Raw genomic sequence first — 24,137 nt, forward strand, 5'->3', positions numbered from 1 at the left:
TAGCATCGTCGCCATGACGTGGACCACGGTGCGCGACGCCGACCAACTGACCGCCATGTTCGGCGAACCCAGCTTTCGGGCGGCCAACAAGGATCGCCGGACCCTGCATCCACTCGACGCGCAATGGCTCGCGGCCTCGCCTTTCTGCCTGATGGGAACCTCGGACGCGAGCGGGCGGTGCGACGTCTCCCCCAAGGGTGATCCGCCTGGCAGCCTGGTCCACGTCATCGACGAGGCCACGATCGCACTGGCCGAACGGCCCGGTAATCGTCGAATGGACGGCTACCGCAACATTCTCGAGAATCCGTTCGTCGGCCTGAACTTCTTCGTGCCGGGGCGCGGCGACACCCTGCGCATCAACGGTCGCGCGTCGCTGGTGACCGACGCACCGTTCTTCGACGAACTACAGGTCAAGGGCCACCGACCCATCATGTGCCTCGTCGTCGACATCGAGCAGGTGTTCCACCACTGCGCCAAGGCATTCATGCGGTCCAAGTTGTGGCAGCCGGACACGTGGGATGCGGACTCCATTCCCGATGTCGCGTCCTTGACGAAAGCGTTGATTCCGCAGGCACCCGAAACGGTGGAAGAACTCCGCGAGTACTACGGGCCCTCCTACGCCGAGCAGCTCTACCCCGAGAAGTAGCGCAACCTCACGTTGCGGTATCGGTGTCGCTGGGCACCGACACGTCCGGTTCGGCGGGTTCGACTGCGGTTTCGACTGCATCGACGGCGACACGCTCGCGATTGAGCCGCTGCGAGATGACGGTGGTGATGCCGTCGCCGCGCATACTGACGCCGTAGAGGGCGTCGGCCACTTCCATCGTCGGCTTCTGGTGCGTGATGACGATCAGTTGCGACTTCTCACGGAGTTGCTCGAACAATCCGATGAGTCGCCGCAGGTTGGTGTCGTCCAGCGCTGCTTCGACCTCGTCCATCACGTAGAACGGCGACGGTCGAGCACGGAAGATCGCCACGAGCATCGCAACGGCCGTCAGCGACTTCTCGCCGCCGGACAGCAGCGACAGCCGCTTGACCTTCTTGCCGGGCGGCCGTGCTTCCACTTCGATTCCGGTGGTGAGCATGTCCGACGGGTCGGTCAGAATCAGCCGTCCCTCGCCCCCGGGGAACAGTTTGGCGAAGACACCGGTGAATTCACGCTCGACGTCCAGCCAGGCCTCGGTGAACACCTGCAGGATGCGGTCGTCCACGTCGGCGACGACCCCGAGCAGGTCCTTGCGCGCGGACTTGACGTCCTCGAGCTGGGTGGACAGAAAGTTGTATCGCTCTTCCAGTGCCGCGAACTCTTCCAGAGCCAGCGGGTTCACCTTGCCGAGCGTGGCCAGATCCCGTTCGGCGCGTTTGACACGCGCCTGCTGAGTGGCGCGGTCGAACGGCATCGGGGCGGGTGCCACCACCTGCTCACCGCGTTCCTTGGCCGCCTCGTACTCGGCCATTTCGAGTTCGGTCGGAGGCAGCGGGACGTCGGGGCCGTATTCCGCCACCAGATCGTCGAGCCCGATCCCGTGCTGTTCGAGAATGGTCGTCTCGAGTTGCTCGATGCGCAGGGCGGCCTGGGCACGCGCCACCTCGTCGCGGTGCACCGCGTCGGTGATCGAGGCCAACTGTCCCTGCAGTGCCCGAACCTGCTCCTTGACCGTGTCGAGTTCGGCTGTGCGCGTTGTCCGTTCGGCCGAGAGCTCGTCGCGCCGTCGTGCGGCAGCAGCGACGACCGCCCCGAGACGAGTCGCGAGCTCTTCACCCGACTCCGCCACTGCGGCAGCGACCGCGGCAGCATGACGCCGAGCCGCGCTCTCCCTCTCGGCCCTGGCTCTGGCTTCCCGCTCGGCTCGCGCCGCCCGGCGTAGCGAATCTGCCCGTCCCCGGACCGACTGCGCACGCTCCTCCGCGGTGCGCACGTTCAGCCGAGCTTCGACTTCCACGGCGCGAACCTCGGTGAGTGCGGCCGCCGCCATTTCACGCTCCATCGTGGTAGCCGCGTCGCCGCTCTCACCGTCTCCCACGAACCCGGATTGTTCGTCCTCGGCAGATCGCAGGCTGTCTTCCAGCTCGGCCAGCCGAGCGACCGCTTCCTCGCGACTCGTCTCTGCCGAATCACGCTGCGTCGTCAACCGTGCCGACTCGGCATGAGCAGACCGCGCCAATTGACCGAGCCTGCCCAGCTGCTCGTACACAGCTGCCATTGCGGCATCGGATTCATTGAGGGCAGCCAGAGCCTGCTCCGCCGATTCACGTCGGTCGCGCTGTTCCGCGAGTGCACCGGAGAGCGCTGCATCGAGTTCCTCGGCCCGGCGCACGGCCGCAGCCAGCTCGACGGTCGAGGTGTCGATGGCGGATTGCACTTCGAGCGTGCTGGGCCGTCGGTCCGATCCTCCGGTCACCCACCCGGGTTCGACGACGTCGCCGTCCTTGGTCACCGCGCGCAGTCGGCCGTTGTCGGAGACGAGTCGGTGCGCGGTGTCGAGCGAGTCGACGGCAACCACGCCGTCGAGCAATGCCGTCATGGCACCGGCCAGGCGGTCCGGGTAGTCGATGAGATCGAGCACCCACCGCGCGCCATCAGGAAGTTCGGGACGTGAGAGTGGTTGCACTGCAACGGAACTGCTGTGCACTATGGCTGCGCGACCACCGTCCGCGGCGCGGAGCGCCAGGACTGCATCGCGGGCAGCGGCGAAGGACTCGGCGTGGGCAGCGTCGGCCGCCGGTCCCATCGCGACTGCGACCGCGATCTCGTATCCCGGCTCGACCGTCAGGTGCCCGGCCAGCAGTCCCGACAGTCCGTCCTGTTCGTTCTCCACCAACCAGCCGGCACCGTCTTTTCGTTCGAGGCCCATCGTCAGCGCCTCGATCCTTGCTTCGAAGGACGCCACCCGCTTACCCGCGGTCCGTTCCTCGGCCTGCAATTCCGAGACACGCGCATCGGCATGACGTAGCGCAGCCACTGCGCGCTCGTAGTGGGTGTCCAAGCTCAGTTCGCTGGCGTCGAGGGTACCGATCTGGTCCTGCACGCTCTCGAACTCGCGCTGGGCCGCCTCGCCCCGTTCACGGGCCTCGTCGATGGCCACCGACAGGCGTGCCACCTCGGCGTCGATAGATTCGACCTTGGTCCGGAAGGTATCGACCCGCCCGGACAAGCGTGCAAAGCCCTCCCTGCGATCGGCCACCGCACGCACGGCCGCCAGGTGCGCCCGTTCCGCAGCCGCAGCCGCCGACTCTCGTTCGGCCAACTGTTCGCGGGCCGCCTCGAGGGTTTCCCGCGCCATCTCCACGGCTTCGACGAGTTCCATCTCTTCTTCGGCAACCCGCTCGGCTTGTGCCTCCAGCTCGTCTGGGTCCTGCCCTCGACCGGCGCTCTGCACGGAGTCGAGGTGCCGGGCCCGCTCGTGCGCGATGCGAACAGTCGCGTTGACTCGTTCGGCCAGCGCGGAAAGTCGAAACCACGTCTGCCCGGCTGCTTCGGCGCTGGGCGTCAGGCGAGCGACGGCTTGCTCGTGTTCGGCGAGGGCTACGGTCCCCGCCTCGAGGGCGTCCTGCACCATCGCATACTGCTCGCGAGCCGCTTCCTCGTCCTGCGTCTGGTTGGCGAATTCTTCTCGCCTGGCCACCAAATCGTCTGCCGCCAGCCGGAGGCGAGCGTCGCGCAGGTCTGCCTGCACCGTCTGCGCTCGACGTGCGACCTCGGCCTGCCGACCCAACGGCTTGAGTTGCCGACGCAGTTCGGTCGTCAGATCGGTCAGTCGCGCGAGATTGGCCTGCATCGCGTCGAGTTTGCGGACCGCCTTTTCCTTGCGTTTGCGGTGCTTGAGAACGCCGGCAGCTTCCTCGATGAATGCTCGCCGGTCCTCCGGGCGGGATTCGAGAATCGCCGCCAGCCGGCCCTGCCCGACGATCACGTGCATCTCGCGCCCGATACCGGAGTCGCTCAGCAGCTCCTGGACGTCCATCAAACGGCAGGAGCTTCCGTTGATCTCGTACTCGCCGGCACCATCGCGAAACATGCGGCGGGTGATCGATACCTCGGAGTAGTCGATCTGCAGCGCTCCGTCGGAGTTGTCGATCGTCAGCGTCACCTCGGCCCGACCCAGCGGCGCTCGACCCGAGGTTCCCGCGAAGATGACGTCTTCCATCTTGCCGCCGCGCAGGGCTTTGGCACCCTGCTCGCCCATCACCCAGGTCAGAGCGTCCACGACATTCGATTTACCGGAGCCGTTCGGTCCGACCACGCAGGTGATACCGGGCTCGAATCGGAGAGTCGTCGCCGAAGCGAAGGACTTGAAGCCCTTGAGCGTCAGACTCTTCAGATACATAGCGTCCGTACTTTACCGGCCAGGTGCCCACCCGCGCGCCCAGCCTCCGGTAGTGCAGGTCAGCGCTCGACGAAACCGCTCAGATCACCGCGGGCCGACCCCCAACTCTCGACGACGAGCGTCACCGTGCCGGGGGTTCCACCGCCGCGTAGCAGTTCGAGAAGCGCGTCGAGACGATCGCGCGGTCCCTCGGCGATCACCAGCACCCGTCCGTCGGCGTGGTTGGTCGCATGACCGACGAGACCGAGTTCGAGAGCACGCGATCGAGTCCACCACCGAAACCCGACGCCCTGCACCAGGCCGTGCACCCACGCCGTCAGACGCTCGTCGTTCATGCCGGGCTCAACTCTCGGACGGATCCGTCGAAACTCGTTGCGTACAACGACGTCGGGTCGAATCCCACCCCGCCGAACGCGACCGCAGATGTCAGCGACACACCTGTCGCCACGACACACGACGACCCCGACGTCGGGTCGATGCGAATAACTCGTCCCGCGAGATTCTGTGCGAGATAGATCATTCCGTCGACACCCACGGTCAGGTCGTCCGACATGGTGAGTGGTCCGAATCCGTCGACGCGAACACGCGAGACCGAACCGGACGGATCCTGCTCGTCGAGGACGTAGACGACGGGCTCGACATCGAACGTGTTGCCCACGTAGATCTTTCCGCGCGCAATCGCAATCCCGTTGGCAGACCCCAGATCCGTACGTACCGTCGACACGGTGCGATCGGTCGCGATCCGGCTCAGGCCTGCAGCGACACCCAGATTACGGGTGGTGAAGAGATCACCCGTCTCCGATCTCGCCAGTCCGTTGGGCATCGTCAGACCCGACGCGTACGTCGAGCGACCGCCGGTATCGAGATCGAGCGCGTCGATCGTTCCGGAAGAGGAATCGAAAAGTCCTGCGGCCGCGCTGTTTCCGGTGGTGAAGTACAAGGTGTCTCCGTCCCGTACCAAGCCGCCGGGTGACTCGACGCCCGACACCAGAGTGCCCCGGTCTCCGTTCGGCGCAACGCTACGTAGAGCACCCGGTCCGATCGGCGACGTCTCGGAAACGATCATCGAACCGCGGCCGTCGAACTCGAGATTCTCGAGCATCCCGAATCCCGACGCCACAGTGCGGACAGACCACGGAGTGCACGCACTCGACGCCTGTGCGGCCGGGGCCGCGGCGATCGACGCGCCGCAGAGCAACGCCGCGGTGAGGATCGCCCGAGACTTCATCAGGCGTCCACGTCGATGTCCAGGTTGATCGTCGTTCCGGCCTTCAAGGTCCGCCCGACCGTGCACACCTTGTCGATGGCACGCTCGACGACGGTCAGCAGGCGTTGCTGCGCCTCGGGGTCCATCGCGCTGAGGTCGACTCGAAGGATCTCGTTCAACTCGGGATAGAGCTCGTTCTCGCGGTTGGCGGCCCCGGACACCTCGACGGTGGCGGAGTAGTCGTCACCGAGTCGACGAGAGAGCGGGACGTCGGAGCTCATGCCCGTGCACGCCGCGAGGGCGATCTTGAGCAGCTCCCCCGGAGTGAAAACACCCTCGACAGATTCGGACCCGATGAGCACCTCGGCTCCCCGCGAACTGCGACCGGTGTATCGACGTGTGCCTGTGCGCTCGACCCAGAGGTTGGTCGGCGTGCTCTGTTCTGCCATGACCGAAATACTAGGCGGGCGGTTCAGGAGTGGAGCCTGCGGAATGACCTTGTGCAGTCAGGTCCGGAGGTGTCGCGGCCGCGGCTGGCAGGTGGGGCAGCTGAACGAGGAGCGGTTCATGAATTTTTCGCGCCGGATCGGTGCGCCGCACCTCGAACAGGGCAGTCCTTCCTGCCCGTAGGCATCGAGCGACCTGTCGAAGTAGCCGGACTGCCCGTTGACGTTGACGTACAGCGCATCGAAGGACGTTCCGCCTTGAGCGAGGGCCTCCCCCATCACCGCGTGGACCCCGGTCAGCAGACGCCGCAGCGCGGGACGCGTCAGTGTTTCTGCGATTCGATTGCCGTGAATCTTCGCGCGCCACAACGCTTCGTCTGCGTATATGTTGCCGACACCGGACAGCACGGTCTGGTCGAGCAGTGCCCGCTTGATCTCGGTGTGCTTGCCGCGCAACACGTTCACCACCGATTCGGCATCGAACAGTGGGTCGATAGGATCGCGGGCGATGTGCGCGACCGGTTCGGGTACCTGGGTCCCGTTCACCGTCACGATCGGAGCGAGTGCCCAACCGCCGAAGGTCCGTTGGTCGACGAAGCGGAGGTCGCTACCGTCGTCCAGGCGAGCTCGAATTCTCAGGTGCTTCTCGTCCGGGGCAGTGGGAGGCTGCACGAGCATCTGCCCGCTCATACCCAGGTGGACGACGGTCGCGAAATCGCCGGGTGCCATCACCAGCCACAGATACTTGCCACGCCGCTGGGCCGAAGCGATGCGCTGGCCCCGCAATTGGCCGATCAGATCGAGGCCGCCGAGGTCGTGTCGCCGCACGGCGCGAGGATGTAGCACCTCCACCGAGCGCACCGTCTTGCCGACCACGTGGGATTCCAGGCCGAGCCGGACCACCTCGACCTCAGGCAGTTCGGGCATCAGGAAGAGTCGGATGGGGAGTCGGCAACGACAGGAGTCTCATTGTCCGACAACGAGTTCCACGCCGTGCTGGCAGCCTTCTGCTCGGCTTCCTTCTTCGACCGGCCCACCCCGACGCCGCGCGGGAATCCGCCGACGAGCACAGTGGCCGTGAATTCCTTGTCGTGGTCGGGTCCGGTGGACGAGATCTCGTACGCGGGGACACCCAGTGCACGTTCCGCAGTCAACTCCTGCAGGCTGGTCTTCCAATCCAGACCCGCACCGAGCTTGGGAGCCCGATCGAGCAAGCCGGCGAACAGTGTCAGAACCACGGTGCGGGCAACATCGATTCCGTGTTGCAAGTGGATGGCACCCAGCAAGGACTCCATACCGTCGGCCAAGATGCTGGGCTTGTCGCGCCCGCCGGTCTGCTCTTCGCCCTTACCCAGCAACAGATGACGACCGAGGCCGCCGTCACCGAGATCACGAGCCACCTCGGCGAGCGCATGCATGTTGACCACACTGGCTCTGATCTTGGCCAGCTGACCTTCGGACTTGGTGGGGTGCACCGCGTACAGGTGCTCGGTGACCGCCAAGCCGAGCACGGAGTCGCCCAAGAACTCGAGCCGTTCGTTGGTCGGCAGACCACCGTGCTCGTAGGCGAACGACCGGTGCGTCAGAGCGAGGGTCAACAAGGGTTCGGACAGAGAAACACCGATAGCGGCGAGGAGCGACTCTCGGTCGTCCCCGCCGCTGACGGCAGTGGAGCTATTGTTCTGTGGCCCGCCGTTGTGTCGGTCCACTACTTCGTTTGTCACCTGAGCGGGAATCAGACCGCTGCGACGACCTGGCGGCCCTTGTAGGTACCGCACGAAGGGCACGCGATGTGGGGCAGCGTCTTCTCGCCGCAACCACGGTTGGGGCACGTCACGAGGGTGGGCGCAGTGGTTTTCCACTGTGCACGACGCGACCTCGTGTTGGAACGCGACATTTTGCGCTTCGGGACAGCCACTTACTTCTCCTCGGCTTCGTTGTTCACAAGTTCTGTGCTCGGTTCTGGATCCACGCCAAATTTGGCTGCAAGTCCAGCCCAGCGAGGATCAATTGTATCGTGACTGTGGCCGGATTCAGCAATCGCCAGGCGAACGCCGCATTCTGGGCACAATCCCTCGCACTCGTCACTGCAGACGGGGTGGAGTGGAAGCTCCAGACCGACCGCGTCGACGATGACGGGTTCGAGGTCTATCAGGTCGTCGACGATACGGTGAATCTCGTCCGCATCCGTCGTCTCCTCGGTGATGCTGTTCGGGTAAGCGAACAGCTCGGTGAGGTAGACGTCGACATTGCCAGTGACCGGGTCGAGGCAGCGCGTGCACTCACCGGCCGTGGCAGCTCGCACGGAACCGGTGACGAGAACGCCCTCGGATACCGCCTGCAACTGCAGATCGAGCGAAACCGGTACACCGGCTTCGATGGCGATGGCATCGAGGCCGATTCGAGAAGGAGCCGGAACCGTCCGCTCGATGGTTTTCGTCGACCCGGGTCGACGACCGAGGTTGAGAATGTCCAGAACGAATCCTGCGTCCAGTTCGGGACGCGTCGTTCTCTTGGGCGGGGGCACGGCTGATCTTCCTTACTGTCGGTGTGCCTACTGTCGGTAAGCAACCACACAACGATACGCATCTGCGCATACGTGAGCAAATCGTGACGGGTCAGTGCCGACTACGACGTCCCTGGTCTGCACTTCCGTAGGAGGTGTCACCGTACGGTTCGTTGCCGTAGTCCGGGACGCCCGAGCCGGTGCGCAGCTGCTGCCGACCGCGACCCACCGACCGAATGGTGCCGCTGAGGAACTCCTCGAACTCTGCAAGCTTGGTGTCGACGTAGACGTCGCACTCGCTGCGCATCCGATCGGATTCGGCGTGCGCGCTGTCGATCACCCGAGCCGACTCGGCGTGGGCCGCCTGAACGACCTCCGTCTCCGAGACGAGCCGGTTCTGTTCGGCGGTGCCGTCTGCGACCGACCGCTCGTACGACGCCGTACCGGACTCGATCATCCGATCGGCCTCGGTGCGAGCGCGAACGGTCAGCGCCTCGTACTCACGCTGGCCTTCGAGAACCGTTCGCTCGGCCTCGGCTTCGGCATCGGCCACGAGCTGATCGGCATGCGCCGACGCTTCGGACACCATGCGATCGGCCTGGGCTTTGGCGTCGGCGAGAATGCGGTCCGCCGAGTCGCGTGCGTTCTCCACCGTGTCCTGAGCTTCGGCGTTCGCACTGGTGACGGTCTTCTCCGCCGTCGCCCGCGCGTCACCCACCAGCTTGTCGCGATGATCCAACACGTCCTGCGCATCGTCGAGCTCGCCGGGGATGGCGTCACGGACGTCGTCGAGCAGTTCCAGGACATCGCCGCGAGGGACGACGCACCCGGCAGTCATCGGAACGCCGCGCGCCTCCTCGACAATGGCGACGAGCTCGTCGAGCGCCTCGAATACGCGGTACACCGGTTACCCCAATCGTCGAATCTGCCACCGCGAACGCATCTGCTTCGCAGACGACACCCACAGTTCTTCGCTGTTCAGTCTGCCCGCCGATACGCCGGTCTGCGCTATACCCACCCGGTGTGTCGCCCTTTCGAACTACTGGGCCATCGAACTACTGGGCCATCGAACTACTGGGCCATCGAACTACTGGGCGGCACGCTCGGCGATACGCGACATCAACCGGTCCTGCACGAACGGCGGCAACATACCGGTGACGTCTCCCCCGAACGTGGCCACCTCCTTGACCAACGAGCTCGACAGAAAACTGTGCGCCGGATTCGCAGGGAGGAACACCGTGTCCACTCCGGTCAGCGTCCGGTTCATCTGCGCCATCTGCAACTCGTAATCGAAGTCGACAGCACTCCGAAGACCCTTCACGATCGCCGAAAAGCCCTCTTGCCGTGCGTAATCGACCAGCAGGCCGTACCACGAACCGACCCGAACGTTAGGCAGATGCTCGGTCGCGACCTCGAGCATCTCGATCCGCTCCTCGACGCTGAACATGCCCTTCTTGCTCTTGTTCACCATCACCGTCACCACCACCTCGTCGAAGGCGGCCGCCGCGCGCTCGAAGATATCCAGGTGACCGATGGTCACCGGGTCGAAGGATCCAGGACACAGTGCGCCAGTCATGCCCGCGAACCTATCAGCTCAGACAGCTCATTCCGCAGGCTCCACTCCTGACCCAACCCGGTCATTCCGCAGGCTCCACTCCTGACCACTTCGGTCATTCCGCTGGCTCCACTCCTGACCGGATTGCGATCTCGATTCGGCTCTCGCCGTACTTCTTCGACTTCTCCGGCACGAGCCCAGTCGGCCACACGGTCTCCGGCGAACGCGACGACCGTTCGAGCACGACCACCGCGTCGACCGAAAGCCATCCCCCGCTCACCAGCCGCTCGAGGAGGCCGGCCACGGCGGTGTCCGTGACGGCGTACGGCGGATCTGCCAACACCAGGTCGTAGGCCGCGTCGGCGGTGCCGGCCAGGACCGAGGCCACCGGCGCGCACTTGACCGAAGCTCCGGTCAGGCCGACCGATTCGATGTTCTTGCGCACTACCGCGGCCGCCCGTGCGTCGGATTCGACCAGCACCGCCGACGCGGCCCCACGTGAGAGTGCTTCGAGGCCGAGCGCACCCGACCCTGCGAACAGATCCAACACCGCGGCCCCGTCGAGCTCCATCCGACTGTCGAGCGCACTGAACAGTGCCTCTCTAACCCGCTCCGACGTGGGCCGGGTGCCTTGGCCGGGGACCGCCAATCGGCGACCCCCGGCAACGCCCGCGACGATCCGGGTCATTCGCTCCCGGCCTCTTCGCCCGTCGACCCCCCACCGATGACGACGAGCAGATCGCCGCCCTCCACCTGCTGAACGCCCGAGATCGCCAGACGAGTGACCGAGCCGCCCCGCGGTGCGGTGATCGCTGCCTCCATCTTCATCGCTTCGATCGTGGCAATGGTGTCGCCGGCCGAGATCTTCTGGCCCTCCTCGACCGCCAGGGTGACCACCCCGGCGAACGGAGCCGGAATGTGTCCGGAATTGGAGCGGTCTGCCTTCTCGACGGTGGGTGCTTCGCTCGCGATGGACCGATCGCGCACCGACACCGGACGTAGCTGCCCGTTCAGGATGCACATGACGGTGCGCATACCGCGTTCGTCCGGGTCGGAGATCGCTTCGAGTCCGATGAGCAGTTCGACGCCCTTCTCGAGCGTGACTCGATGCTCCTCGCCCTGACGCAGACCGTAGAAGAACTGGTTGGCCGACAATCGGGTCGTGTCGCCGTACTTCTCTCGATGAGCTTCGAGTTCCGCTGTCGGGCCGGGGAAGAGCAACCGATTGAGAGTGGTACGGCGTTGCGCCGACGTCCCGTCGAGGTTCTTCTCGTCCTCGTCGGTCAGCGGCGTCACCGGCTTGCCCGCACCACGGCCTTCGAGCGCCTTGGTGCGCAGCGGCTCCGGCCAGCCGCCGGCGGGTGTTCCGAGGTCGCCGCGTAGGAACCCGACAACGGAATCGGGGATGTCGTACCGGCTGGGGTCCTCGGCGAATTCCTCGGCGGACGCATTCGCACCCACGAGCGCAAGAGCCAGATCGCCGACGACCTTCGAGCTCGGCGTCACCTTGGTCAATCGACCCAACATGCGGTCGGCCGCAGCGTAATTGGCTTCGACCGTCTCGAAGCGGTCACCGAGACCGAGCGAAATAGCCTGTTGGCGTAGGTTCGACAGCTGGCCGCCCGGAATCTCGTGGGTGTACACGCGACCGGTCGGTGCAGGCAGCCCGGACTCGAAGGGCGCGTACACCTTTCGCACGGCCTCCCAGTACGGCTCGAGATCGCAGACGGCCTGCAGATCGAGGCCGGTGTCGCGCTCGGTGTGCGCGGCCGCGGCGACGATCGCCGACAGCGCGGGCTGACTGGTGGTTCCTGCCATGGCAGCACAGGCACCGTCGACCGCGTCGGCTCCGGCTTCCCAGGCCGCGAGATAGGTAGCGAGCTGTCCGCCGGGAGTGTCGTGGGTGTGCACGTGCACCGGCAGGTCGAAGTTGGACCGCAACGCCGTCACCAGCGTCTTGGCCGCGGGGGCACGCAACAGACCCGCCATGTCCTTGATGGCCAGCACGTGCGCGCCGGCATCGACGATCTGCTCGGCCAACTTCAGGTAGTAGTCGAGCGTGTACAGGTTCTCGTTCGGATTCGACAGGTCGCCGGTGTAACTCAGGGCCACTTCTGCGATGGCCGTACCGGTTTCGCGCACTGCATCGATCGCCGGACGCATCTGATCGACGTTGTTGAGCGCATCGAAGATACGGAAGATGTCGATTCCGGTGTCGGTGGCCTCGGCGACGAAGCTACGGGTGACCTTCTCCGGGTACGGGGTGTATCCGACGGTGTTCCTGCCGCGCAGCAACATCTGAATCGCGATGTTGGGCACGGCTTCTCGCAGGCTCGCCAACCGCTCCCACGGATCCTCGTGCAGGAAGCGCAACGCCACGTCGTACGTCGCCCCTCCCCAGGCCTCGATCGAGAGCAACTGCGGCGTCGTTCGCGCCACGTACGGCGCTACGCCGAGCAGACCACTGGTGCGCACACGCGTTGCCAACAACGACTGATGGGCATCACGGAACGTGGTGTCGGTGACACCGAGCGCCTTCTGATTGCGCAGATCGCGGGCGAACCCCTCCGGCCCGAGGGCCAGCAGCCGTTGCCGGGAGCCGTCGGGAATGGGAGCCGAGAAGTCGACCTCGGGCAGCTTGTCGTGCGGGTACACCGGTGAGGGACGTTCCCCGTGCGGCTTGTTGACCGTCACGTCGGCCAGGTAGGTCAGAATTTTGGTGCCACGGTCACCCGAGGAACGCGACGTCAGCAGTTCCGGACGTTCCTCGATGAAGGAGGTGGTGACGCGTCCTGCGGTGAAATCGGGGTCGACCAGAACCGCCTGCAGGAACGGGATGTTCGTCGCGACACCGCGAATTCTGAACTCCGCCACCGCACGTCGGGCACGCGCCACGGCAGTGTCGAAATCACGGCCGCGACAGGTGAGCTTGACGAGCATCGAGTCGAAGTAGGCACCGACCTCGGCACCCAACGTCGTGCCACCGTCGAGGCGCACGCCGGCACCGCCCGGGGTGCGGTAGGCAGTGATGCGGCCGACGTCGGGCCGGAATCCGTTGGCGGGATCCTCGGTGGTGATGCGGCATTGCAACGCTGCACCGCGCAACACGATGTTCTCCTGCTGCAATCCCAGGTCCGCCAACGTCTCACCGGAGGCGATACGCAACTGCGACTGCACCAGGTCCACATCGGTCACTTCTTCGGTGACTGTGTGCTCCACCTGAATTCGCGGATTCATCTCGATGAAGACGTGATTGCCGCGGGTATCGAGAAGGAACTCGACGGTACCGGCGCAGGAATAGCCGATCTGCTTGGCGAACGCCACGGCGTCGGCGCAGATCTTCTCGCGTAATTCCTGAGGAAGGTTGGGTGCCGGGGCCAGCTCGATCACCTTCTGGTGTCGACGCTGCACACTGCAATCGCGCTCGAAGAGATGGACGACGTTGCCTTGGCCGTCGGCAAGGATCTGTACCTCGATATGACGGGGGTCGATCACTGCCTGCTCGAGGAACACGGTCGCATCGCCGAACGCCGACTCCGCTTCGCGCGCAGCAGCTTCGATGGACTCGCGTAGTTGCTCGGGCTCGGCCACGCGGCGCATTCCGCGACCACCGCCACCTGCCACGGCCTTGACGAACAGCGGGAAAGTCATCGATTCCGATGCCGCGACCAATTCGTCGATATCGGACGACGGTTCCGAGGACGCCAACACCGGTAGTCCCGCGGCCTTCGCAGCGGCGATCGCACGCGCCTTGTTACCGGTCAGCTCGAGGACATCGGCGGAGGGCCCGACGAACGTGATGCCCGCCTCCACACACGCGGCGGCGAGATCCGGGTTCTCGGAAAGGAATCCGTAGCCGGGGTACACAGCATCGGCACCGCTGCGCTTGGCGGCGGCGACGATCTCGTCGACCGAGAGATACGCCCGAACGGGATGGCCCTTCTCCCCGATCTGATAAGCCTCGTCGGCCTTCGTTCGGTGCACCGAGTTTCGATCCTCGAACGGGAACACCGCCACCGTCGAGGCACCGAGTTCGTAGGACGCACGGAAGGCGCGGATAGCGATCTCGCCGCGGTTGGCAACCAAAACTTTGGAGAACATTGGCTCAACTTACCCGGCAGACAGAGCCCCGGAGGCGTACTGATCCCACGATGCGGGAACTTTTGTTCAATTTCGGCTACTGAAACGGTGCAGTGCGGACTGCGATGGGGTCAGGACTTGTCGAGGTAGTCGATTCTGTCGGATCGCCACGCCGAACGCATCATCGACGCGATGCCGGGATTGTCGGCCAGAGACGGGTCCCGCGCGAACAACGACCGGGCACAATCCTGGGCGTCGGAAATGATGTCCTCGTCGTCGATGAACGAGAGCAACCGAAGTCCGGTCACCGTGCCCGACTGTGCGGCTCCCAACACGTCACCTTCTCGGCGGGTCGCCAGGTCCAGTTTGGCGAGCTCGAACCCGTCGTTGGTGGCGGCCACAGCCTCGAGCCGAGCGAACGACCCACCGCCCGGGCTGAGCCAGCTGATCATGATGCACAGCCCCTGATGCCCGCCGCGGCCGATTCGGCCGCGCAACTGGTGGAGCTGGCTGACGCCGAAGCGGTCGGCATCCATGATCACCATGACCGTGGCATTGGGTACATCCACGCCCACCTCGACCACCGTCGTGCAGACGAGCACGTCGATCTCACCCGCGTGGAATTCCGACATGGTGATGTCCTTGTCATCACCGGACAGTCGCCCGTGCAGCAGCCCCACACGAAGATCGGCCATCGGACCGGCGGAGAGCGTCTCGTAGAGATCCACGGCAGCCGTCGTCTCCGGCCCGTCCTCCACTTTCGGCGCAGCCTTCTTCGCCGCTCCGCTCTTCTTGCCCGTGTCCGCATCATCGCCGTCACCGATACGAGAACAGACCACGTAGGCCTGTCGGCCGGCCGCGACCTCCTCGTGAATCCGTTGCCAGGCTCGATCCACCCATCCCGGTTTGGATCTGGCCGGGACGACGTTGCTGACGATCGGCGACCTGCCGCGCGGAAGCTCCGTCAGTACCGACGTCTCCAGGTCCCCCAGTGTCGACATCGCGATCGTGCGCGGAATCGGTGTCGCCGTCATCACGAGGAGATGCGGGCTGGTGTTTCCACGAGCCTTCGCGCGCAAGGCATCTCGCTGCTCCACACCGAATCTGTGCTGCTCGTCCACGACGACCATCGCGAGGTCGAGAAACTCGACCCGATCCTCGATGAGAGCGTGGGTGCCGATGACGATCCCGGCATCACCTGTCACGGCATCGAGCAGGGCCGATCGCTTTGCCGCAGTGGACATCGACCCCGTCAGCAGAGCCACCTTGGTGGCCAGCTCGTGCGATCCCAGCTCGCCACCGGCGGCCAGCGTGCCGAGCATCGATCGAATCGATCGCGCATGTTGGGAGGCAAGCACTTCCGTCGGTGCCAACAGTGCGCACTGGTGTCCGGCGTCGATCACCTGCAGCATGGCACGCAACGCGACGATGGTCTTACCCGAGCCGACCTCGCCCTGCAACAGACGCGACATCGGATGCGGACCCGACAGGTCGTTGGCGATCTCCGCAGCAACCTGGTGCTGACCGACCGTCAACTCGAACGGCAGCCGGCGATCGAACTCCGCCGCGATGCCGTCGGTGATCGGTGGGCACCGCGCGGCTACCCGGTCGGACGCGTCGCGTCGTCGGTCCGCGAGTACCAATTGAACAGCCAATGCCTCGTCGAACTTCAATCGTTCCCGGGCGGCGTCCTTGTCCGCCGCAGTATCGGGAAAGTGGACCGAACGCAGCGCGGCGTCTATGTCGATGAGGCCACGCTCGCGGCGCACCGATTCCGGGAGCGGATCGACCACGTCGTCCAGCTGGTCGAGTACCTGCCGGACGCAGCGCATGAATGTCCAGCTCTCGACATCTTTCGCCGCGGGATAGATAGGTACGAAGGCGCGGTCGAACACCGACATGTCGACGGCTCCGGACGAATCGACCGAGCCACGCGCCAGGCCGGCCAGCGTGCCACCGCCGACGATGCGACCCGCGGGGACGATGGCCCCGTCGTTGTCGTCACCCCCGAGGATCACGTAACTGGGGTGGGTGAGATTCCACCGCCGACCGAAATACTTGACCTTGCCCGAGAACATCCCCCGCCGCCCGGGCACGACCACGTGTTTGAGCTTGTGCGGGCTGAAGAACGTGGCTTCGATCCGCTGCCCGTCGGCCGAAAGGGTGACGGCAAGGAACTGACCGTTGCGGTTCTTCATCGAACGCAGGGTGGCCGATTCCACGGTGGCGACGATGGTGATGTGTTCCCCCTCGGGGGGTTCCTTCTCGCCGAGCTCGGAACCGTGCGTCATGTAGCGATGCGGGTAGTGCCGCAGCAGGTCTTCGACGGTATGGATGCCGAACACCTCGGCCAGCGGTGCCGCAGCCGCCGCTCCGAGGACATCGTCGAGCCGATCCACCAGCGTTGCCATTGTTCCGAGATTCCCTATTCCACTCCGAATTGCACGAGATCCCCGGGCTGCCCGCCCGGGTAGACCACCACGTCGACGCCGGGATGCGCACCCGCCACATAGTCGGCGAGCCGACCTCCGAGATCCGCGGGAGCCAGTGCCCCGAGCAACACCGTCACCATCTCACCGCCGGTGGCCAACAGCTGGTCCAGCAGTCTGCATCCGGCATCGAGCGGATGCTCGGCAACGATCACCACTTCCTGCCCGGCCAGACCGAGACAGTCACCCGGCTCGCACATGCCGACCCAGGTCAGCGAGCGTTGCTCGGCGATGCGCAACGAACCCCACCTCGTCCCCGCTGCAGCATCGGACATTGCGAACGCGTCGTCGACGGCTGCTCTGGCCGCGTCGTGCACTGCGAGCGCAGCCAACCCCTGCACCATCGCCGAGCACGGCAACATCGACACGTCCTTACCGTCGGCCCTGGCCGCAGCACCGACGGCAACGAGCTCCTGAGCGGACAGCGCCCCGTTCGGCAGCACCAGAACCTCGCGGTGCTTCATGCCCACGATGGCGCGATGCAACACCGACGAATCGATGGGCTCGTCGCATCGCACCACCGTCGCACCTTCCTGTACGTAGAGAGCCGCGGCACCGTCACCGGCGACCAGGGCCAAAATATCGCGACCCACCGACATAGCCTCGGGCTCGTGCTCACCGACGTTCGCGTCGACGGCGTACTCGGCCAGTCCGAAACACGAGATGCGCACTCCTCGAATATTTCCCGCCGCGATCCCGCACTCGACGGCACCGCCCGGGTCGGTGGTGTGCACATGAGCGGAGTACGCCCCGGAGCCGTCTCCGGCAACCACGACCGAATCGCCGAGGTCCGACAGCGCTGCACGCAGCGCTGCCGCGCGGGTGTCGTCGATGCCGGGGACGACGTAGAGAACCTCGTAGCCGAGCGGCCGGGACTGCGAACGAGCCGCCGCCCCGTCGGAGGCTCCGGGTGCGTTCGAAACACCGACTTCGATCACCCGTTCGTGGTCCTGAGGACGGCGATAGCGTCGCCTCGGCGGGGTGCGGCCCGTCACGACCTCGACCAACGCGTCGAAGATCACCGACAACCCCAGCGCCCCCGCATCCACGACGCCCGCCTCTCGCAACGGTGCGAGTTGGTCCGTCGTGCGATCGAGAGCGCGAGCGGTGGCCTCGGCGATATCGACCACCAGCGTGGCCAGATCGACGTTCGCGTCGTGGGCAGCGGCCTCGTGGGCAGCGGCTTCGAGCACCGTGAGCATGGTGCCCTCGGCGGGGACACTGACCGCGCCCGCCACCAGAACTCGTGCACGCCGCAACATGGCCTGGATCGACACGGTGTCCAGCGGACCGTCGGCTGCGGCCTCACCCACGGCGCGCAGGAGTTGCGAGACGATGACACCGGAATTTCCTCGCGCGCCCGATACGGCTCCCACCGCCAGAGCCCGTCCGATCGCACCCGCGCCTGCGGCCGGCCCGGCACTGCGCATGGACTCGACCGCAGCCCGGAACGTGAACATCAGGTTGGTGCCGGTATCGGAGTCCGGAATCGGGAAGACGTTCAGTGCGTCGATCTCGTCGCACCGAACAGTGAGGGAATCCACACAGCGATAGGCCCACCGGCGCAGGTCCGAGGCATCGATGGATTCGAGTACGTCGACCACCTCGAGCGCCTCCCCTGCGTTCCGTCCGTACCTGCGCCCGGGCCCGACGATGTCGGCCGCGGACAGTGCCCGAAGCTTAGTCGGGCAGAATCGTCAGCGCGGCGCGCGTGAGCCGGTACACCTCGTCTGCGGTGGCGGTTTGGTGATTGGGTGGGACGCCGCTATTCTTGCAGGGTTGCCTCGAGGCGATCTTCACGCATTGCAATCCTTGCATCTGCTCGTAGTTCGTTTCGATGTCTTCGACCACATGTAACGCTCAACATCTAACAAGGAGTTCGCGACTATGGCTGCCGTCTGCGACGTATGCGCCAAGGGGCCCGGCTTCGGTAAGTCGGTCTCGCACTCGCACCGACGGACCAACCGTCGTTGGAACCCGAACATTCAGACCGTTCACGCTCAGGTTGCGCCTGGCAACTCCAAGCGCATGAACGTGTGCACCTCCTGCTTGAAGGCAGGCAAGGTGGTTCGGGGCTGATTTCGGCCCCGCTCTTCGATTTCCTCCACGGCCTCGACCGCGTGCGAGAACTGTGCCCCGCATCCACTCGGATGCGGGGCACAGTTGTCTGTCGATGTTCCTGCGCATTCGGGCAAACAGTTGGACGTCCGATAGAGTGCCGAACGTGACTCATTCGGACAGCGAAAGCTCGAGCAAGGTCAGCATCGAAGACGGAGTGCTGCACATCGTCGTCGCCACCGAGGCGGGCGGTTCCTCTCTCGACCTGGACGGCATCACCTCGGGAACGCAGGCACTGCACGAGGTGAACACCGGTGCCACATCTGTAGGAAGCGTCCTGCTCATCGGCCGCGGGCCGAACTTCTGCGCCGGCGGCAACGTACGGGACTTCGCCGGTGCCGACGATCGCGGTGCCTTCGTCGGCTCGGTTGCAGATGCGTTCCACGCCTTCGTTCGCGAACTGGCAGCAGTGACGGTTCCCATCGTCGCTGGTGTACACGGCTGGGCGGCCGGCGCCGGCATGAGCCTGGTGTGTCTCACCGATATCGCCATCGGCGGACCGTCGACCAAGCTTCGACCGGCCTACCCCGCCATCGGGTTCACGCCGGACGGTGGCATGTCCTGGACCCTGCCCCGCATCGTCGGATCCGGCCACGCAATGGACATCCTGTTGAACGATTCGATTCTCAACGGTGAGGATGCGGTGCGTCTCGGAATCCTCAGCCGCCTCGTGGGCGACGACTTCGTCGACAGCGAGGCCGAACGACTGGCCCGAACCCTCGCCGTCGGCCCCACCTCGGCGTATCAGGGAATCAAGAAGCTGCTCGCGGCGTCCGACACCGCTACTCTGGCAGAGCAATTGGATGCCGAGGCCGCCTCGATCTCGGCGGCCGCAGTCTCACCTGCAGGAGTGGAAGGCGTCGACGCATTCGTCGAGAAGCGTCGCCCCGATTTTTCCTGAGCCGGTCACGGCAACGTCCAGTCGATCGGTTCGTCTCCGCCCTCGACCAACAATTCGTTGGCGCGACTGAAGGGCTTGGATCCGAAGAATCCCCGTGATGCGGACAGCGGTGACGGATGGGCCGACTCGATGTACGGCACCGAACCCAGCATGGGTTTGAGCGTCGCCGCGTCACGGCCCCAGAGAATCGCCACCAGGCCAGGAGCCCGGGGATCCTCGGCTCTGTCAACAAGAGCACGAATTGCCTGCTCCGTCACCGCTTCCCAGCCCTTCTTGCGGTGCGACGCCGCTGCGGACGGTTCGACCGTGAGCACTCGGTTGAGCAGCATCACACCCTGCTCCGCCCACGGCGTGAGATCACCGTTGCTGGGCGTCGGCAGACCGAGATCGTCCGAATATTCCTTGAAGATGTTGGCCAGACTGCGCGGAACGGGACGCACGTCGGGGGCGACCGAAAAGCTCAGCCCCACTGCATGACCCGGGGTCGGGTACGGGTCCTGGCCGACGATCAGCACCCGAACCCGGTCGAACGGGTACCGAAAAGCACGCAGAACGTTCTCGCCGGCAGGGAGGTAGTGCTTTCCGGCGGCGAGCTCGGCTCGCAGAAAGTCGCCCATCGCAGCAACATTCGTCTCGACCGGAGCCAAGGCACGGGCCCAACCCGGATCTACGCTCTCGGCGAGCGGGCGGGCCGTCACCGGTCGATCCGGCGCAGCGCGTCGCGGTAGTACGCGGCGTTCGCGGAGTACATCTGCACGTTGATGTCGACGTGCCCCTCCGGGACCTCGAAGCCCTCACGGATTTTCGCGGGAACACCGAGCGCCATGCTGCGTTCGGGAACGACGAACTTGAACGGCACCACCGCACCCGCACCCACGATGGAACCGGCCCCGATCCTCGAGCCGTTGAGCACCACGGAACCCGATGCAATGAGGCAGTTGTCGCCGATGGTCGCACCCTCGACATGCGCGTTGTGACCGAGAACGCAACCGGCACCGATCACGGTCGCGTCGATGGGGGTGCAGTGGATGACGGTCCCGTCCTGGATGTTGGTGCCCGCACCGACGGAGATCGTGCCGTAATCGGCTCGGAGCACGGCCGTCGGCCACACCGACGACCCCGCCGCCAAGGTCACCGCTCCGATGACGACTGCATCGGGATGGACATAGGCGTCCGGGTGAATATCGGGTTCGCGGTCGCCGAGCGCGTAGATAGCCATCCTTGCAACTTAGCCGACTCCATCGACCCGGTCGGAGCTCACTCTCGGTCGAAGCTCGACCAACCGGATCTGCCCACGCGGTGGTGCCCGGCGACAGTGACGCCACCGTCGGTTGCATTCGACGCCGGCTCGACGCGGCCGATCACGATCCAGCCCGTCGGAACGGTAGCGAGGCCGGGGAACGTGCCGACGAGAGCATGATCCTCGCCGCCGGTGAGTACCCACTCGAGGGGGTCTACCCCCAACAGCTCTGCAGCCGAACGGACTTCGTCGGCGATCGGAAGACGCTCGGGTTCCAGAACCATCGATACGCCGGATGCGTCGGCGATATGCCCCAGGTCGGCCGACAACCCGTCGGACACATCGGTGAGTGATGTCGCGCCTGCTTCGGCGGCCTCGATACCGGCACGGTACGGCGGGGCGGGCACGCGGTGTGCATCGAGAACCGCGTCGTGCCCGGAGCGATCGCCGCCCGCGAGCAACAGAGCGAGTCCGGCCGCGGACCACCCGAGCCGCCCCGCGAACGCGATCACATCACCGACCTGCGCACCCGATCGCAGTACGGGAGCCCTGCCCTGTAGGTCACCGAGCGCAGTGATCGAGATCACCAGCTGATCCGACTGCACCACATCACCGCCGATGATCGCCGAACCCGCAACCGACGCCTCGCGCCACATGCCCTCGTTCAGACCGTCCGTCACGCTCACCGGTGTATCCGCCGGGCAGCCGAGAGCAACCAGGAATGCCGAGCACTGCCCACCCATCGCGGCGATGTCTGCCCCGTTCTGCGCGATCGCCTTCCGGCCGATCTCTACCGGAGTCGACCAATCGAGCCGAAAGTGCCTGCCGTGCACCAACATATCGGTCGTGGCGGCCACCCTGCCGTCGGATGCACTGACGACGGCAGCGTCGTCGCCGGGGCCGACGATGGTCGACGTCGGTTGCACTCGATCGGCGACGGCCCGGGCGATGACGTCGAACTCGCCGATCTGGGCCACCGTCGGTTCGGCGGCGGTGGTCCCCGAAGGGCCGGTGTCGTCGATGATGTTCCTCCCTCAGAGCGCAATTCGGACGTCGGTCTCCCGCGAAACCGGCACCGCGCCTGCGGTACCTTTAGCGGTGCCCGGGCCCGGTCCGGCGCAGCCGGTTTCGTGCTGTGAGTACGCAACCGACTCAACGTACAGTCGACTCAACTTACAGTCGATCGTCCCAGCAAGGAAAGGGACCACCGATGGTGCAAGCCTTCGTTCTCGTTCAGACCGAAGTCGGCCGTGCCACGACCGTTGCGCGGCAGATCGAGTCGGTCGACGGCGTCGTATCCGCAGAAGCTGTGGTCGGACCCTACGACGTCATCGTCAGGGCCGACGGCGCATCCGACACCGAGATCGCGGACATCGTCTCCCGAATTCAGAAGGTCGATGCCATCACGCGCACCCTCACCTGTCCCGTCGCCCCGCAGTCGACCTCGACGGTTCGGTAGCGCATGAATTCTGCCGACCAGGACCACGACCACGACCACAACCACGACAAAGACAACGGCGACGACGCCGGCACCCGGTCCGAGAATGCAGCAGCGGCCGACGAGACCCGCGAGCAGCGCCACCCTGCGGTCATAGCCACCGCGATCGCCCTGCCGGTCGCGTTGGTGGTGGGAGTTCTCGTGGCCGCGATAGCGGTGAACAGCTCCCCCGCCCACGATCCGGTAGCGCTGGGGCCGGTCGACGCACCCGACGCCGCGAGCGCACAGTGCTCGACCCTCCTCGATGCGCTGCCCGACGAGCTGGGCGACTACAGCCGCGCCGACCTGGCCGACCCGGCACCTGTCGGAGTCCGAGCCTGGGTATCGGCCGAGGAGAACGCCGAGCCGGTCGTGCTTCGCTGCGGGCTGCCTCGCCCTATCGGATTCGATGTGGCTGCACCACTTCAGGTGATCGACGGCGTCCAGTGGTTCGAGGTGTCCGGCGAGAACGACGGCATCGACGCCAGCACGTGGTTCGTCGTCGATCGGGGCACGTACATCGCTCTCACCATTCCCGGCGACTCCGGCCCGACACCTCTGCAGGATGCCTCGTCAGCAGTGTCGGCAGCACTACCCCAGCAGCCCCTCGACCCGGCACCGTTGCAGTAGCGCCGGGTCAGCGCAGGCCGGTACCGCGTGCGAGAGCGGTGTCGATCAGGGTGCTGATCAGGGTCGAGTAGTCGATTCCGCTCTCGGCCCACATCTTGGGGTACATCGAGATCGACGTGAATCCGGGCATCGTGTTGATCTCGTTGATCACCGCGCCTTGCTCGGTGACGAAGAAGTCGACCCGCGCTAATCCTTGGCAGTCCAGTGCGCGGAAGGCCGAGACTGCGAGTTCGCGAATACGATCGCTGATGTCGTCGTCGAGTGCGGCAGGAATGTCGAATTCGCTGACATCGTCGAGGTACTTGGTGTCGAAGTCGTAGAAGGCGTGATCGTCGCTGTCCGCGTCGGGGAGCCGGATCTCGGCGATCGCGCTGGCGCGCACGCTGCCGTCGGGGAATTCGAGTACGCCGCATTCGACCTCGCGGCCGTGGATCATTCCTTCGACGATCACCTTGGGGTCGTGCTCGCGGGCAACGCCGATCGCCGACTGCAGGTGATCCCACGAGGTGATGCGCGAGATTCCGATCGACGATCCGCCTCGCGCGGGCTTGACGAAGGCAGGGAGACCGATGTGGTCGCGTTCGGCTTCGGTCAGGTCATCGGTGCCGCGTCGCAGCACGACCTGCCTGCCGATCGGTAGTCCGTCGGCTCCCAGAAGCTTCTTGGTGAACTCCTTGTCCATGCCTGCGGCACTGGCCAACACTCCGGGACCCACGTACGGGACACCGGCGAGTTCGAGCATTCCCTGCAGGGTGCCGTCCTCGCCGTACGGCCCGTGCAGCACCGGAAACACGACGTCGACCGCAGCCAGGACCTGTCCGGCGTCGCCCTCACCGAGAGCGATCAGCGCGCCTGCGCGTCCCGGATCGGTGCTCAGCGCGAGTGCGGCACCGGACTTGTCCACCGTCGGCAGTACTCGATCCCGAATCGTCAGCGCATCCGGATCACTGGAGCCGAGCACCCAGGCACCGTCGGGGGTGATCCCCACCGGGACAACCTCGTAGGTATCGGGGTCCAGATTCGCGAGCACGCTACCCGCCGAGACACAGGACACCGCGTGCTCACTGCTGCGGCCACCGAAGACGACGGCAACTTTGATTCGGGGAGTACTCACGGTGACAAACCGTACCGCCGTCTCCCCGCGAACGCGGATTCGCCCT

23 protein-coding genes are annotated in these 24,137 nt (G+C 65.5%); 5 read left to right on the plus strand and 18 right to left on the minus strand.

Going from position 1 to position 24,137, the window contains the following annotated elements; translation table 11 throughout:
* Positions 1 to 13: 13 nt before the first annotated feature.
* Positions 14 to 646, plus strand: coding sequence for an MSMEG_1061 family FMN-dependent PPOX-type flavoprotein (locus VF34_RS18510; protein WP_045841949.1), 633 nt, complete (start codon positions 14 to 16; stop codon positions 644 to 646).
* A gap of 7 nt (positions 647 to 653) precedes the next feature.
* On the opposite strand, the gene smc is transcribed toward VF34_RS18510, so the two are convergent.
* The 14 genes from smc to VF34_RS18575 form a co-directional block, all read right to left on the minus strand.
* Positions 654 to 4,328 carry a chromosome segregation protein SMC gene (gene smc / locus VF34_RS18515; protein WP_045841860.1) on the minus strand — a complete coding sequence of 1,225 codons (3,675 nt, stop codon included), beginning with the start codon at positions 4,326 to 4,328 and terminating at the stop codon, positions 654 to 656.
* A gap of 59 nt (positions 4,329 to 4,387) precedes the next feature.
* The gene (locus VF34_RS18520) at positions 4,388 to 4,663 is read right to left on the minus strand and encodes an acylphosphatase (protein ID WP_027496676.1); all 276 of its coding nucleotides are present in this window, start codon (positions 4,661 to 4,663) and stop codon (positions 4,388 to 4,390) included.
* Positions 4,660 to 5,556 carry an SMP-30/gluconolactonase/LRE family protein gene (locus tag VF34_RS18525; protein WP_045841861.1) on the minus strand — a complete coding sequence of 299 codons (897 nt, stop codon included), beginning with the start codon at positions 5,554 to 5,556 and terminating at the stop codon, positions 4,660 to 4,662. Before VF34_RS18525 ends, VF34_RS18520 begins: the two co-directional genes overlap by 4 nt.
* Entirely contained in the window at positions 5,556 to 5,984 is a 429-nt protein-coding gene (locus VF34_RS18530; protein WP_045841862.1) for an OsmC family protein, read from the minus strand. Before VF34_RS18530 ends, VF34_RS18525 begins: the two co-directional genes overlap by 1 nt.
* A gap of 57 nt (positions 5,985 to 6,041) precedes the next feature.
* The gene (mutM, locus tag VF34_RS18535; RefSeq protein ID WP_045841863.1) at positions 6,042 to 6,908 is read right to left on the minus strand and encodes a bifunctional DNA-formamidopyrimidine glycosylase/DNA-(apurinic or apyrimidinic site) lyase; all 867 of its coding nucleotides are present in this window, start codon (positions 6,906 to 6,908) and stop codon (positions 6,042 to 6,044) included.
* On the minus strand, positions 6,908 to 7,690 hold the full coding sequence (gene rnc, locus VF34_RS18540; RefSeq protein ID WP_045841864.1) for a ribonuclease III: 783 nt from the start codon (positions 7,688 to 7,690) through the stop codon (positions 6,908 to 6,910). The genes mutM and rnc overlap by 1 nt, the downstream gene beginning before the upstream one ends.
* Positions 7,691 to 7,716: 26 nt before the next feature.
* On the minus strand, positions 7,717 to 7,899 hold the full coding sequence (rpmF, locus tag VF34_RS24745; protein WP_032397784.1) for a 50S ribosomal protein L32: 183 nt from the start codon (positions 7,897 to 7,899) through the stop codon (positions 7,717 to 7,719).
* A complete protein-coding gene (locus VF34_RS18545) occupies positions 7,900 to 8,508 on the minus strand; it encodes a YceD family protein (protein WP_027496671.1) in 609 nt (202 codons plus the stop codon).
* 91 nt (positions 8,509 to 8,599) lie between these two features.
* Positions 8,600 to 9,391, minus strand: coding sequence for a DivIVA domain-containing protein (locus VF34_RS18550; protein WP_045841865.1), 792 nt, complete (start codon positions 9,389 to 9,391; stop codon positions 8,600 to 8,602).
* Between the two features lie 183 nt (positions 9,392 to 9,574).
* On the minus strand, positions 9,575 to 10,063 hold the full coding sequence (gene coaD, locus VF34_RS18555) for a pantetheine-phosphate adenylyltransferase (protein WP_027496670.1): 489 nt from the start codon (positions 10,061 to 10,063) through the stop codon (positions 9,575 to 9,577).
* Positions 10,064 to 10,157: 94 nt separating this feature from the next.
* Positions 10,158 to 10,730 carry a 16S rRNA (guanine(966)-N(2))-methyltransferase RsmD gene (gene rsmD, locus VF34_RS18560; RefSeq protein ID WP_045841866.1) on the minus strand — a complete coding sequence of 191 codons (573 nt, stop codon included), beginning with the start codon at positions 10,728 to 10,730 and terminating at the stop codon, positions 10,158 to 10,160.
* On the minus strand, positions 10,727 to 14,143 hold the full coding sequence (locus VF34_RS18565) for a pyruvate carboxylase (RefSeq protein ID WP_032383422.1): 3,417 nt from the start codon (positions 14,141 to 14,143) through the stop codon (positions 10,727 to 10,729). Before VF34_RS18565 ends, rsmD begins: the two co-directional genes overlap by 4 nt.
* Before the next feature lie 110 nt (positions 14,144 to 14,253).
* Positions 14,254 to 16,533 (minus strand): ATP-dependent DNA helicase RecG, encoded by a 2,280-nt coding sequence (recG, locus tag VF34_RS18570; RefSeq protein ID WP_045841867.1) that lies wholly within the window; start codon positions 16,531 to 16,533, stop codon positions 14,254 to 14,256.
* Between the two features lie 14 nt (positions 16,534 to 16,547).
* Entirely contained in the window at positions 16,548 to 18,215 is a 1,668-nt protein-coding gene (locus VF34_RS18575; protein WP_082079223.1) for a DAK2 domain-containing protein, read from the minus strand.
* A gap of 283 nt (positions 18,216 to 18,498) precedes the next feature.
* Here VF34_RS18575 and rpmB point away from each other — a divergent pair, with 283 nt between their 5' ends.
* Positions 18,499 to 18,690, plus strand: coding sequence for a 50S ribosomal protein L28 (rpmB, locus tag VF34_RS24750; RefSeq protein WP_008717389.1), 192 nt, complete (start codon positions 18,499 to 18,501; stop codon positions 18,688 to 18,690).
* A gap of 145 nt (positions 18,691 to 18,835) precedes the next feature.
* Positions 18,836 to 19,630 (plus strand): enoyl-CoA hydratase/isomerase family protein, encoded by a 795-nt coding sequence (locus VF34_RS18580; RefSeq protein ID WP_032366585.1) that lies wholly within the window; start codon positions 18,836 to 18,838, stop codon positions 19,628 to 19,630.
* Positions 19,631 to 19,635: 5 nt separating this feature from the next.
* Here the strand turns inward: VF34_RS18580 and VF34_RS18585 are convergent, their stop codons facing one another.
* From VF34_RS18585 to VF34_RS18595, 3 genes are read right to left on the minus strand one after another with little or no spacing between them, the layout of a single operon-like run.
* Positions 19,636 to 20,328 carry a uracil-DNA glycosylase gene (locus VF34_RS18585; RefSeq protein ID WP_045841868.1) on the minus strand — a complete coding sequence of 231 codons (693 nt, stop codon included), beginning with the start codon at positions 20,326 to 20,328 and terminating at the stop codon, positions 19,636 to 19,638.
* Positions 20,325 to 20,849, minus strand: coding sequence for a gamma carbonic anhydrase family protein (locus tag VF34_RS18590; protein ID WP_032366386.1), 525 nt, complete (start codon positions 20,847 to 20,849; stop codon positions 20,325 to 20,327). The genes VF34_RS18585 and VF34_RS18590 overlap by 4 nt, the downstream gene beginning before the upstream one ends.
* 38 nt (positions 20,850 to 20,887) lie before the next feature.
* Positions 20,888 to 21,847 (minus strand): thiamine-phosphate kinase, encoded by a 960-nt coding sequence (locus VF34_RS18595; protein ID WP_442970680.1) that lies wholly within the window; start codon positions 21,845 to 21,847, stop codon positions 20,888 to 20,890.
* Positions 21,848 to 22,080: 233 nt separating this feature from the next.
* Here VF34_RS18595 and VF34_RS18600 point away from each other — a divergent pair, with 233 nt between their 5' ends.
* Entirely contained in the window at positions 22,081 to 22,329 is a 249-nt protein-coding gene (locus VF34_RS18600; protein WP_032366384.1) for an Lrp/AsnC ligand binding domain-containing protein, read from the plus strand.
* A gap of 3 nt (positions 22,330 to 22,332) precedes the next feature.
* A complete protein-coding gene (locus VF34_RS18605; RefSeq protein ID WP_045841870.1) occupies positions 22,333 to 22,977 on the plus strand; it encodes a DUF3515 domain-containing protein in 645 nt (214 codons plus the stop codon).
* 7 nt (positions 22,978 to 22,984) lie between these two features.
* On the opposite strand, the gene VF34_RS18610 is transcribed toward VF34_RS18605, so the two are convergent.
* The gene (locus tag VF34_RS18610) at positions 22,985 to 24,091 is read right to left on the minus strand and encodes a D-alanine--D-alanine ligase family protein (RefSeq protein ID WP_027496660.1); all 1,107 of its coding nucleotides are present in this window, start codon (positions 24,089 to 24,091) and stop codon (positions 22,985 to 22,987) included.
* Positions 24,092 to 24,137 lie beyond the last annotated feature (46 nt).

Source organism: Rhodococcus sp. PML026, assembly GCF_000963615.1.
Taxonomy (GTDB): Bacteria; Actinomycetota; Actinomycetes; order Mycobacteriales; family Mycobacteriaceae; genus Rhodococcoides; species Rhodococcoides fascians.